Source organism: Intestinimonas sp. HCP28S3_D6 (assembly GCF_052065695.1).
Taxonomy (GTDB): domain Bacteria; phylum Bacillota; class Clostridia; order Oscillospirales; family Oscillospiraceae; genus Intestinimonas.
Genome location: NZ_JBQHTM010000065.1, coordinates 1 through 12529, shown reverse-complemented (window position 1 = coordinate 12529; position 12529 = coordinate 1). Strand labels below are relative to the sequence as shown.

Sequence of the window (12529 nt, the reverse complement as noted above, 5' to 3'; positions counted from 1 at the left end):
GTAAATGTTTCCTGTTTCTTCATCCCCATACACCACCATTGCGTTGATAGTGTTATTATCCCACATCCGGAGCCTTTATGGTAGTGCGGATTAAATCAGAGATTCCCTAATAGCAGTCAAGACTTGACCTCCCCCGCGAGAGGTCAACTCGCGCAAAAAAGCCTGACCGGCTTTTCGGAACCGGTCAGGCTTTTTTGTGGTCTTGACGCTATTCGATTTCCATGGCACCGTCCCGCAGGGACTCCTTATTCTCTTCGTCCCGCCCGCAGGCGACTCGTTTCTTCGTTTGCCATGTTCTTGCGCGTGCGGAGATGCTTGTGAGCTTACGGCCAGTTGGGAAAATGGTGTCCGCGGCCATTTTTCCTACTGGCCGTTGTCGAACAAGCATCTTATTCTTTCAGCTATGTGTTTTATCCCGCCGCAGCGGCTTTTAAAACTCTTGTTTGCCTGTTATGTAACACGTTTTAGTGTGGCAGCTGCGCCGGATCCAGCTATCCGGAGATCTTTCCTGTGTTACGTCCTATTGTAAGTCTTTTTCCTTTACTTGTCAAAATTCTTCTTGACATTTACCCCATTTTTCTCTCTCTAAACTGGCAGAGCAACAGCCAGCAGCCCATGACGGCCAGGGTAGTGCCTCCTCCACGAGCCAGGCAGCTGATCCCCCCTGCCAGCAGCCCGGCACCCAGGGCTAGGGAACAGAGCCGCACCCCTGCCACCGCGGTGTCGTGGGGCAGGAATCCAGCCAGGATAAGTAGCAGGGCCCGCCCCCCGTCCAGAGGCCACACCGGCAACAGATTGAACCAGCCCAAGCACAGGCTCAGGCCCGCCAGAAGCCAGCTCTCCTCCCGGCCATTTCCCAACCGCAGCGCTGCTAAGGCCAGCAGCAGGCTTGCCCCCGGACCGGCCAGGATAGACAGTAGTTCTCCGGCGTAGGTCAGCGGATATCGCCGGTCCAGCATCATTTCTCCCCCAGAAATCGTCAGGTGTAAAGCCTTTACAGATCCTCCCTGGAGCCGCACAGCGGCGTAATGTCCCAGTTCGTGAACGGCGGCGGCCAGAGCTGCCCAGATCAGCATCCCCTCCCCGTCCAGCAGGGCCAGGACGGCAGCCAGCAGAAGAAAACCAGGGCTGAGTTTGACACCCTTTACCACTTCCACAGCCTACTCCGTCCCGATATAGTCCGACGGGTCCACCAACTCCCCATTCACCTTTACCTCGAAATGGAGATGAGCACCAGTGACCTCGCCGGTATCCCCCACCTCGGCCACTTTCTCCCCTGCCGCCACCTGCTGTCCCGGCTGGATGCACAGGCGGCTGCAGTGGGCATAGAAGCTGGTAACACCATTTGCGTGCTGGATCTGAAGATACAGCCCGTAGGCTGGACTCTCGCCAATGTAGTCCACCACCCCGGCGGCAAAGGCCTTAATATCTGTCCCGTAGTTGGCGGCCAGATCCAGACCGTTGTGGAATTTCTCGCCCCCTTCGATGGGGTGCTCTCGGAGGCCAAAGCCAGAGGAGACCGGCGCCATTACCGGCGCGACGGTCTCCCCCACTCCCAACGGATCTTCTGTCTGGTCCTCCGCCTCCTCCGGGGCGGGCGTTTCTTCGACTTGGGCAGGCTGTACGGTCTCCTCTAGAGGCGGCGGAGTCTCCGCCTCCACTGGCCAGCGAAGAGTGCCAGCGCTCTCGGCCAGCCGCTCCGCCTCACGGACATAAAGCGGGTTGTCGCGTCTGGTAAAGGTATAGGGGCTCCACCCCTCCTCTATGCCCAGCACCGACTTCCACACCTGAGCCACCATCTCGCTGCCACTCTCTCCCCGGTCTACGGCGCGGCCCAGATCGGCAAACACAGTTTTAAAGTCGGTATCTGTCTGGATGATCTGGAGGAGTTCCCTCCGGACCTCCTCCATGCCGCTGGGGACGGCATCCCGGCCCAGAAAGACGGCCAGGAAAATCACCACACACAGGAACAGTTGAAAGAGACGCCTCTTTTCACGGGGCGCCAAAACCACGTTCCGTCTGTCACGCCGTCCGCCGGATACATTTCTCCGGCGACCCGTGGTCTCCCAACGCCGTGCGCTCTCCATGCCTGACGCCCTCCCATCCTCACGGTTTCACCCCATCCTATTCGGACGGGCCATGAGATATGACGGGTACCGGTTCCTCAGCCCTTCTTTTTCTCTCTGGCTTTGTCCATGGCATGGCGCACCGGTGCCGAGCGCTCCCGGCGATTGTTTTTGGCCAGCACGGCGGCGATCTGCCCGCTCACCTGCTCCATCTCCTGCCGGAACACCGTGGCCGACAGCCGCAGGGCGCCGTGGCCCAGGATGATGAGCTGTTCCGCACCGTCTGAAGTGGCCACCCGGACCCGATGGCGCTTGCCCAGCTCAAAGGTGGTCTTTTCGATGTAGGCGTCCGCCGTCTCGGCCTCCTTGGTGTATACCACATAAATATTGTGATAGCGGGTGACCTCTCCCAGGTTCCCCGGCACCTTGTAGGCGTCAAAAACCAGGATGACCTCACACTTGCGGAAGCCCTGGTAGTTGCTCAGGAGGTCCATGAGCATCTTCCGGGCGGCGTCCAGGTTGTCCTGGGCCACCGCTTTGAGCTCCTCCCAGGCAAAAATGATATTGTAGCCGTCCACCAGCAAATACTCCGGCCCCCGGTTCTGCTCCATGAGCCGGTATTTTTCCCCGTCTAGACTGGTCCGGGCCGGCTTGGGTGCAGGTCGGAATGCCTCCCGCTCCACCTTGCCGTAGGTCCGTTCATAGATGGCCTGCAACTCCTTGTCTTCCTCCAGCGAGCCTGCCCAGCTCCGCCGGCTCCCGCCGGCAGGCGTAGGATCCGGCGCTTCCTCCTCCACCGGCACAATATCGATGCCACTGCTCACATGGGCCATCTCGGGCACCTTGTCCCACTTCACCACATATCCGGCGCCATGGGCGCAAAATACCGAGTCGGCGGGATTCTCCAGATCCCGGTCCGGATCGTAGCCCATGGCCTCCACCACACCGGTCTGATCCCGGCAGGGCTCATAGCCCCGGAAAACGCAGTTCAGCCGCCCCTGGCCCCTGGTATAGGCCGTCACCTCTCGGGCATAGTCCCCCAGCTCGGCCACCGGAGCGGCTCCAGTGAGCACCGTCTCTGGTCCCATCGTCTCAGGCGGGTCTACCCTCCCCCCCATACGCTGGAGGTCAGACATGGCCCGGCCCACATATTCCCCGGGAATTTCGAGGCGAAAGTCATACCAGGGTTCCAAAAGGACGCTTTGAGCCTCCATGAGGCCCTGGCGCACCGCCCGGTAGGTGGCCTGTCGGAAGTCTCCTCCCTCAGTATGCTTCTCGTGAGCACGGCCCGCCGTCAGGATGATGCTCATGTCGGTGATGGGCGAGCCGGTGAGCACGCCCAGGTGGACCTTCTCCTCCAGATGGGTGAGGATGAGCCGCTGCCAGCGCCCTTCCAGCACATCCTCCGGACAGACGGTGTCGAACCGCAGGCCGCTCCCGGAGGGCAGCGGCTCCAACAGAAGGTGGACCTCGGCGTAGTGGCGCAGGGGCTCGTAGTGCCCCACACCCTCCACCGGGGCAGCAATTGTTTCCCTATAGACGATGCTCCCCGGCCCGAAGGAGACCTCCAGGCCGAACCGCTCCAGCGCTAGCCGCCGGAGGACCTCCAACTGGATCTGCCCCATGAGCTGGATGTGGATCTCCCGGAGCTGTTCGTTCCACACCAGATGGAGCTGAGGGTCCTCCTCTTCCAGCTGACGCAGCTTTATCATAGCAGTATAAGGATCCTGTCCCTCGGGCAACAGCACCTGGCAAGAGAGGACCGGCTCCAGGGCGGGCTCCTCCCCTGGCGGTTCGAATCCCAGTCCTTCCCCCGGCTTTGTCTGGCTCAGGCCGGTAACGGCACACACTGTTCCCGGCTCCGCCCGTTCTACAGTCTGAAACTTCTCTCCGGAGTAAATGCGGATCTGATCTACCTTCTCCTCCCACACCTTTTCATCAGGTAAGCCGGGGCGGCGGTTGGTCAGGAGGTTCTTTACCTTCAGCGTCCCGCCAGTGACCTTTAGATAGGTCAACCGGTTCCCCTGGCCATCCCGGGAAATTTTAAAGATTCGCGCTCCAAACTCCGCCGGTGCCGGCTTCTGGTGGGTGTAGCGGTCCAGACAGTCCAGCAGCCGATCCACCCCCTCCAGCTTCAGGGCAGAACCAAAGCAACAGGGAAAGAGCTTTCGTTCCGTAACAAGCCCAGCCAGTACGGCATCGGTTAAAGTACCGTCTTTCAGGTAGGTTTCCATAGCGGCCTCATCACACATGGCTGCCTCCTCCAGCCAATCCGCCCGGCTGCCTTCTCCTACATCTATACAGCCCTCGTCCAGCTTGGCCTTCAGCTCACGGATGAGCGCTGTCCGGTCCGCCCCTGCCAGGTCCATCTTATTCACAAAGAGGAAAACCGGCACGCCATAGCGTTTCAAAAGACGCCACAAGGTCATGGTGTGGCCCTGGACTCCGTCGGTGCCGCTGATGACCAGAATGGCATAGTCCAGCACCCCCATGGTCCGCTCCGCCTCGCTGGAGAAGTCCACGTGTCCCGGCGTATCCAACAGGGTAATAATAGTCTCTCCCAACGGCAGGATGGCCTGCTTGGAGAAGATGGTAATGCCCCGCTCTCGCTCGATGGGATCGGTGTCCAAAAAGGCGTCCTGGTGGTCCACCCGACCCAAACGTCGGAGAGATCCGCTCCGGTAGAGCAGGCCTTCCGACAGGGTGGTCTTTCCCGCATCCACATGGGCTAGAATGCCGACGGCCAGTTTTTTCATAAGCACTTCTTCCTCTTTGTCTGCTAGTTTGCCTTTAAAGCATAGGGAAAGGGCGGCGGAGCCGATGTCCGGTCCCCGCCGCCCCCATTCAGCTTTTTTTAGTGTACCACGCTCCGGACCTGGAATCAACCCAGGGCCCTTTCCGCCTTGCCACAGTTATTGCGCTTACATTCTCCCTCTCCCCCTTCCCGGAGTCGAGGGATGGAATTTATTCAATGGTGATGTTAACCCGCTGGGCATGAGGTGCTGTTAAAAAATAGCTCTATTACGACCTTACCTCACTGCTGGAGCAGTGGGAACTGGGGATCAGTCAGAAGGCTCCCCAACCTTGGTACTCAATGCTAACCAGCCTTCTATACCTTGGGGCCATGCCGTCGGCGGTTCTCTTTGCCATAAGCTTCAGTGAGGTGAGACGGAGGTTGAGGCATCCCCACAGCCTACTGTTGGCCATAGTTGTACACAGAAGGCATGCCTTTCCTCTTTCTGAATCTGTTTTCGGTACTTTTACTGTACGATGTAGCTCTCATTCCCCTGCTCCAGCAGAGAGGAAGAAAACAGGGTGCGGGCCAGGCCCACCAGGGCCACGGTATCTCTGCTGCCGCAGGTCTCATAGGGGGAGTGCATAGCCAGCTGAGCGATACCCACGTCGGCCGTCTTCACCGCCACATGCTGGGCGGAGATATTGCCCAGGGTGGTACCACCGGGGATGTCCGAATGATTGGTAAAGGTCTGGAGATGCACCCCGGCCTTTTCCGCCAGGACCCGGACCACCGCCGCGGAGACCGCATCGGTGGTGTACTTCTGGTTTCCGCTGAACTTGAGCACCACGCCCCCACCCAGCTTGGGACGGTTGATAGGGTCGCACCGGTCCCCATAGTTGGGGTGCACCCCATGGGCGTTGTCGGCGGAGAGCATGAAGCTCTGAGGCAGCTTCTGCAGGTACTCGCCAGGGGTGAGTCCAAGGCCCTCCGCGATTCTGCGCAGAGTGTCCTCCAGGAAAGCAGAGGCCGCCCCCTGCTTGGTGGAGGAGCCGATCTCCTCGTTGTCCAGCACCACGTGGACGGGGACGCTCTCCCCCGGCGCACTCTCCAGGAATCCAACCAACGAGGAGAAAGCGCACTGGATGTCATCCAGCCGGGGGCTAGACAGGAACTCTCCCTTTGCGCCCCATACGCTGGGTGCCTGACGGTTATACACGAACAGGTCGTGGCTCAGGATGTCCCCGTCGTTGGCGCCGCACGCCCTGGCTACCGCCTCCAGCAGGGGCTCCGCGTCTACCATGCCATAAAGGGGGAGCAGATCCCGCTGAACCTTGTACTCATGGCCACTGTTGGCGTTCCGGTCCATGTGGATGGCAAGGCTGGGAATGAGCAGCAGGTCCCGGTCCACGTTCACCAACCGGGTAGACACCCCCCGCTCCGTCTTCACCAGGACCCGGCCCGCCACCGACAGGGGACGGTCGAACCAGGGAGCCAACAGGGCGCCGCCGTATACCTCTACGTTAAGCTTCTGATAGGCCCCTTCCACGGCGATCTCAGGGTTCTCCTTGATCTTCAGCATGGGAGAGTCGCTGTGGCTGGCCATGATCATAAAGCCCCTAAAATCCTTCTCCGGCACCCGGAAGGCGATGATGGCCGACCCGTTCCGGGTGACGAAATATTTGCCTCCTGCCCGGATGGCCCAGTTTGCGCTCTCCAGGAGCTGCTCATAACCCGCCGCCAGCAGGCGGTTCTTCTGTGCTTCAATCACATGATAAGGGCTGGGGTTGGACTGGATGAAGTCCAGCAGCTCTTTATCATAATTGTGTTCCATGTTTCAGTCATCCTTTCGGCCAACCAGCTTCGGCGGACCGCGGCCCGCAGAGTCAGCCCAACAGGCATTATACTCCCACTATACGACAAAGAGCAACACAGTTTCCCGTTTTAATCCTCCGGCAGGCCCGCAGCAGGAAGGGTATACTCCTTACCGCCCACGGTCACCGACCGGATGGTGCTCAGGTCCAGGGCCTGGGAGAGGACGAACTCATACCGGACCGTCCCGTCATACATGAGCGCCGGCGTATTCTCTGCCGCCCACCAGCCACCGGAACCGTCCCGGGGCAGGTCCTCCACTGCCACCGAGGTGCCGTCCCGGAGGCGGAAGGTCATCCCCTCCAGAGCCTCATTGACACCCGCGGCCCAGCTTTTGAGATAGAGACTCCGCAGGAATCCCTCCTGGATCTCCGGCGGCAGGCCCCGGGAGTTTCCCTGGATCTGACCGGCACCGGAGGCGGCCAGCCATTCGGTGACATTCGGCGCCTCCAGCACCACCTCCAACTGCCCCACGGAGATGGAGAGCCAGGTGATCCGCCCCTCCATCTCATAGTCCGAGAGCAGTGGGACGTCCTCCGGATGCAGGTTGGCGGCCAGGTCGTCTGTGGTATTCACCACAGGGAGATCCACCTCACAGCGGACGGCCTGCTGCTCCACAATGGGAACGGTCACTGCTCCGTAAGTCTGCTCCGTCTGGCCGTCATGCCTAAGCTGGAGGATGAGCCCCACCTCCGCTACCTCCTCCAGCTCCTGACTGCGGAGGGATACCTTCACCAGGGCGGTCTGAGTCTCCCGGTCGTAGCCCACCTGTTCCAGGAGGGAGGTACAGGTGGACAGGGTGATGTCTCCGGGCCACCATTCGTACTCTGGTGCGTCTGCCGCCAGGGCCTCCGCCACATCGGGCGGCACCGGCGCAGCTTCCAGATAGGCGTAGACCCGATCCCCTGCGCACAGAGCGGCTGTCAGTTCCGCTCGGGGCTCCGTCTCCCCCGCCTCCCCACCGGTGGTCTCGTACTCCGACCACTCCGGAATAGGCTCCGTAGTCGTGACGCCCATATCTGCCCGTGCAATCTCCCGCAGGGAGTTGAGGACGGCAAAGGCGGTGGCACAGCAGAGCGTCCCCACAACCGCTGCGACCAGGAGCCCCCGCAGCAGGCGGCTGCGGCGCTGCGCACATCTCTTAGCCTCTTTCCCCTTGAGCATACTCATGGTCCGTGTCCTGATCCGCCGGGCGGAGAAGGGCGTGGCACCCTCCAGGTTCAGCCGTTCCTCCCGGCAGCCATCCATCAGGTCAAATATATCACGTTTCACCGGTCTCATCCCCTTTCGTCAACATGGCCTTCAGCTTTTCCCTGCCCCGTCTCAGCTTGGTCTTGACCGTGGGCTCCTTGAGCTCCATTGCCTCGGCGATCTCGCGCACCGTCTGGGCATAGTAGTAGTGGCGGAGAAAGATCTCTCGGTCCGTCTCCAGCAGGGCCTCCACCGCCTGGCGGACCTGCACCCGCTCCTCCTCCCGGGTCAGTCCCTCAGTGGGGTCGGAGGGGTCCGGGAGCTCCAGGATATTCTCCTCCAATGGCAGGGTCTTTCCGGCCTGGCGGAGCTTATTTCTGGCCTTGTTCCGGGCCACCGCCCCCAGCCATCCCTTCACATGGCCCGCCCGGAGGTCAGCGGCCTGGTCCCAGGCCGCCAGGAACACATCGGAGACCACCTCCTCCCCATCCTCTGGCGGCATGGCGCCCCTGAGAATGTTCCAGACGATCACGGAGACATAAGGCAGATAGGCCGTCATCAGGCCCTCCAGCCCAGCCGGGTCCCCGGCCCTAATCTTCCGCAGCATTGCCGCTTCTCTCATCACAAATGCTCACCTTCTCTCTCAGCTTTCGTAAACAATATCACATTTTGGGCACCGTTGGTTTCATCCCTGCCGCTTTTCGTTCATTTTCTTTTTTATTGCAATACGCACAACAAAAGAGCATAGATGACTTTGCTCTTCTGCCAAAACAGAGAAATCCAACAACGTTACTCCGCTTTCCGTTGACTTTTTGCCGGAATCTGTTGTATGTTTAATTCACATCATATGACTGACGGAAGTGGGCGGACCACATGGAGTATGATGCTTGAGATTGCCGACCGTCTGGGCACACCTAAAGGTGCCCGGACGGTCTTTTTGTATCTTCCGGGCGGAAAGGAGCACCTTTTGATTGGATACATCCACTCTGTGGAATCCATGGGTCTGGTGGACGGCCCCGGCGTGCGGGCGGTGGTGTTTTTGCAGGGCTGCCCTCTGCGATGCCTCTACTGCCACAACCCCGACACCTGGACCGGCGGCGGCACCGAGTTCACCCCGGAGGCCCTCACCGCCAAGCTACTGCGCTTCCGTCCCTACTTCTCTCGGGGCGGTGGCATCACCTTCTCCGGCGGGGAACCCCTTTTACAGCCGGAATTTCTGGCCGAGATGCTGGAACGTCTCCACACCACCGGGGTCCACACCTGCCTGGACACGGCAGGCGCCGGACTGGGAGACTACGGCGCCATCCTGCGCCACACGGACCTGGTACTCTATGATGTGAAGCACCACCAGGCGGAGGGCTACCGGCAGATCACCGGGCAGGACATGGACCGAACCCTGGCCTTTGTGGAGGCGGTGCGGGAGGCAGGTGTCCCCATGTGGGTGCGCCATGTCGTGGTCCCCGGCCTCACCGACGGCGAAGACCATCTGGCCGCTCTGGGGGACTACATTTCCACTCTGCCCAACGTGGAGAAGGTGGAGCTTCTCCCCTACCACACTCTGGGCGTCCACAAATACGAGGCCCTGGGCATCCCCTACGCCCTGAAGGGCGTCCCCCCCATGGACAAGACGAAACTGGAAGATTGGGAGCGGCGGCTCAATGATTGCTGCTGCCGGAATACCGATAAATGAGAAAGGAATGGGAGCTATGAGCATCGATGTAAACTGCACCGCCTGGAAGGGCTTCCGCACCGGCGAGTGGCGCCACTTGGTCAACGTGCGCAACTTCATTCAGAAGAACTACACCCCCTACGAGGGCGGGGACGAATTCCTGGCCCCCATCTCCCCCAAGACTGCCATGGTGTGGGAGAAGGCCGAAGCCCTCATCCTGGAGGAGATCAAAAAGGGCATCATCGACGTGGAGACCGACGTGGTCTCCGGCATCGACAACTTTGCCCCCGGCTACATTGATCAGGAGAACGAGGTTATCGTGGGTCTCCAGACCGACGCCCCCTTAAAGCGCATCGTCAACCCCTTCGGCGGCATCCGCAACGCCACCTCTGCTCTGGAGCAGTACGGCTACCGGCTCAACCCGGAGATCGAGCAGCACTTCCGCCTCTACCGCAAGACCCACAATGAGGGCGTCTTTGACGCATACCCGGAGCGCACCCGTCTGGCCCGCCATGCCGGGCTCCTCACCGGCCTGCCCGACGCCTACGGCCGTGGCCGCATCGTAGGCGACTACCGCCGGGTACCTCTCTACGGCACCGACTTCCTCATTGAGGAGAAGGAAAAGGATCTGGACATGCTGGACGGCCCCATGACCGACGAGCGCATCCGCCTGCGGGAGGAGGTCCAGATGCAGATCCGGGCTTTAAAAGAGATGGCCGCCATGGCCGCCCGGTACGGCTGTGACATCACCCGTCCCGCCGAAAACGCCCGTGAGGCGGTCCAGAACCTCTACATGGCCTATCTGGCGGGCATTAAGGAGAACAACGGCGCCGCCACCTCCCTGGGCCGCGTCTCCACCTTCCTGGATATCTACATCCAGCGGGATCTGGACAATGGCGTGTTGGATGAGCAGGGCGCCCAGGAGCTCATCGACCAGTTCGTCATCAAGCTGCGCCTGGTGCGCCACCTGCGCACCCCCGAGTACAATGAGCTCTTCGGCGGCGATCCCACCTGGGTCACCGAGTCCATCGGCGGCATAGGCATCGACGGCCGCACCCTGGTGACCAAGAACTCCTTCCGCATGCTCCACACCCTCACCAACCTGGGCACCGCCCCCGAGCCCAACCTCACCGTCCTCTGGAGCAAGAACCTGCCCCAGGCTTTTAAGGACTACTGCTCCAAAATGAGCATTGCCACCGACTCCATCCAGTATGAGAGCGACGAGCTCATGCGCCCCATGTACGGCGACGACTACTGCATCGCCTGCTGCGTCTCCGCCATGGCGGTGGGCAAGCAGATGCAGCTCTTCGGCGCCCGGGCCAACCTGGCCAAGAGCCTTCTCTACGCCATCAACGGCGGCGTGGACGAGGAGAAGGGCGGCGTCATCGTCCCCGGCATCGAGCGCGACATGGACGAGGTACTGGACTACCCCAAGGTGCTGGGCAACTACAAAAAGGTCCTCTCTTATGTAGCTGAGCTCTATGTGGACACCATCAATATCATCCACTACATGCATGACAAGTACGCCTATGAGAGCAGCCAGATGGCCCTCCACGACACCCTGGTGGAGCGGCTGGCCGCCTTCGGCGTGGCCGGGCTGTCCATCGCCGCCGACTCCCTCTCCGCCATCAAGTTCGCCAAGGTGAAACCCATCCGCAACGAGGCAGGAATCGCCGTGGATTTTGCCATCGAGGGGGACTTCCCCAAGTACGGCAACGACGACGACCGGGTGGACGACATCGCCGTGGAGATCGTCTCCTACTTCTCCGCCGAGCTGAAGAAGCACCCCCTCTACCGCAATGCCATCCACACCCTCTCCGCCCTCACCATCACCTCCAACGTGATGTACGGTAAGAAGACCGGCGCCACCCCCGATGGCCGCAAGGCGGGAGAACCCTTCGCCCCCGGCGCCAATCCCATGCACGGCCGGGATGTGAACGGCGCTCTGGCCTCCCTCAACTCGGTAGCCAAGATCCCCTACCGGGCGGTATGCCAGGACGGGGTATCCAACACCTTTACCATCGTCCCCCAGGCTCTGGGCAAGGATGACGACCAGCGCCGTGACAATCTGGTGGCCATTCTGGACGGCTACTTCTCCCAGGGTGCCCACCACCTCAATGTGAACGTCCTCAATCGGGAAACTCTGGTGGAGGCCATGGACCATCCCGAAAAATACCCCAGTCTCACCATCCGGGTCTCCGGCTACGCGGTGAACTTCAACCGCCTCTCCCGGGAGCAGCAGGAGGAGGTCATCCGCCGAACCTTCCACACCGCCGTCTGACCTCGTTTCTCATCAGAAAAGACCAAGCCCCCGGTCCTGGATTGCAGGGCCGGGGGCTTTCCTTCTATTTGCTTACTCTATAATGTAAATTTGCTTAACAGTTATTCAGGCCAGAATCCCGGACCAGAGTATCCAATCGCTCTTGGGTTTCCACCCGATCCCGCTCGGCGGCGGCGGACATGGCACCCAATCGGTCCAACACCCCCGTGATCTGCCAACGGGTCTCCTCCACCGCCGCCTGGGACTGGCTGATTCGGTCCATTACCGCCCAGTCCACAAAAAGTCCGTCAAAGAAGTAGTCGGCAAAGCGCAGGAAGCCGTCGATGCTGACTTGCAGGTCAGCGTCGATGGTCACATCGGCCAGCTCCGTCTTGAACCGACGCAGCTCCACCTGGAGCTGTTCCACCGCCGCCTGGGCGCTGTCCAGATGGCTGTGCTTGGCCAGGTCGGCCACCAAGCCCCCACCCAACAGGTCCCAGGTGGCCCAGCCGTGGGCGCTGTCCAGGCTGTGCAGGATCTCATCCGCTGTCACCAACGCGGCCCGCCCGGCAGAGTTGGCCTCGTCCAGCTCCTTCTGCTGACTCCGAAGATCGGCCAGCCGCTCCTCTAGGGAACCTCTGAATAAAAGCCTTTATCCTGTTTCTACTCAATGTATTAGCCGCCATTTGCGCTTGGTTAAGGTGATTTCAGTGCAAAATAGCCATTATTTATCTGCT

General features: G+C 60.7%; 9 protein-coding genes and 1 riboswitch. Of the genes, 2 read left to right on the top strand and 7 right to left on the bottom strand.

Going from position 1 to position 12529, the window contains the following annotated elements; translation table 11 throughout:
* Positions 1–566: 566 nt before the first annotated feature.
* The 6 genes from ACTNBK_RS15400 to ACTNBK_RS15375 all read right to left on the bottom strand — a co-directional run bounded on the left by ACTNBK_RS15400 (position 567) and on the right by ACTNBK_RS15375 (position 8485).
* Entirely contained in the window at positions 567–1157 is a 591-nt protein-coding gene (locus ACTNBK_RS15400; protein WP_441147433.1) for a site-2 protease family protein, read from the bottom strand.
* Between the two features lie 3 nt (positions 1158–1160).
* A complete protein-coding gene (locus tag ACTNBK_RS15395) occupies positions 1161–2087 on the bottom strand; it encodes a M23 family metallopeptidase (RefSeq protein WP_441147431.1) in 927 nt (308 codons plus the stop codon).
* 77 nt (positions 2088–2164) lie between these two features.
* Positions 2165–4822 carry an NYN domain-containing protein gene (locus ACTNBK_RS15390; protein ID WP_441147429.1) on the bottom strand — a complete coding sequence of 886 codons (2658 nt, stop codon included), beginning with the start codon at positions 4820–4822 and terminating at the stop codon, positions 2165–2167.
* A 504-nt stretch (positions 4823–5326) separates the two neighbouring features.
* Positions 5327–6634, bottom strand: a complete 1308-nt coding sequence (locus ACTNBK_RS15385) for a M18 family aminopeptidase (RefSeq protein ID WP_441147428.1) — start codon at positions 6632–6634, stop codon at positions 5327–5329.
* A gap of 110 nt (positions 6635–6744) precedes the next feature.
* On the bottom strand, positions 6745–7944 hold the full coding sequence (locus ACTNBK_RS15380) for a hypothetical protein (RefSeq protein WP_441147426.1): 1200 nt from the start codon (positions 7942–7944) through the stop codon (positions 6745–6747).
* Positions 7934–8485, bottom strand: a complete 552-nt coding sequence (locus tag ACTNBK_RS15375) for an RNA polymerase sigma factor (protein ID WP_441147424.1) — start codon at positions 8483–8485, stop codon at positions 7934–7936. Before ACTNBK_RS15375 ends, ACTNBK_RS15380 begins: the two co-directional genes overlap by 11 nt.
* Before the next feature lie 215 nt (positions 8486–8700).
* Positions 8701–8780, top strand: a riboswitch (ZMP/ZTP riboswitch).
* A 50-nt stretch (positions 8781–8830) separates the two neighbouring features.
* Between ACTNBK_RS15375 and pflA the strand changes: the two genes are divergently transcribed.
* Positions 8831–9553 carry a pyruvate formate-lyase-activating protein gene (gene pflA / locus ACTNBK_RS15370; protein WP_441147435.1) on the top strand — a complete coding sequence of 241 codons (723 nt, stop codon included), beginning with the start codon at positions 8831–8833 and terminating at the stop codon, positions 9551–9553.
* Positions 9554–9569: 16 nt separating this feature from the next.
* A complete protein-coding gene (gene pflB, locus ACTNBK_RS15365; RefSeq protein ID WP_441147422.1) occupies positions 9570–11813 on the top strand; it encodes a formate C-acetyltransferase in 2244 nt (747 codons plus the stop codon).
* A 94-nt stretch (positions 11814–11907) separates the two neighbouring features.
* Here the strand turns inward: pflB and ACTNBK_RS15360 are convergent, their stop codons facing one another.
* A complete protein-coding gene (locus ACTNBK_RS15360; protein ID WP_441147420.1) occupies positions 11908–12345 on the bottom strand; it encodes a hypothetical protein in 438 nt (145 codons plus the stop codon).
* Between the last annotated feature and the right edge of the window lie 184 nt (positions 12346–12529).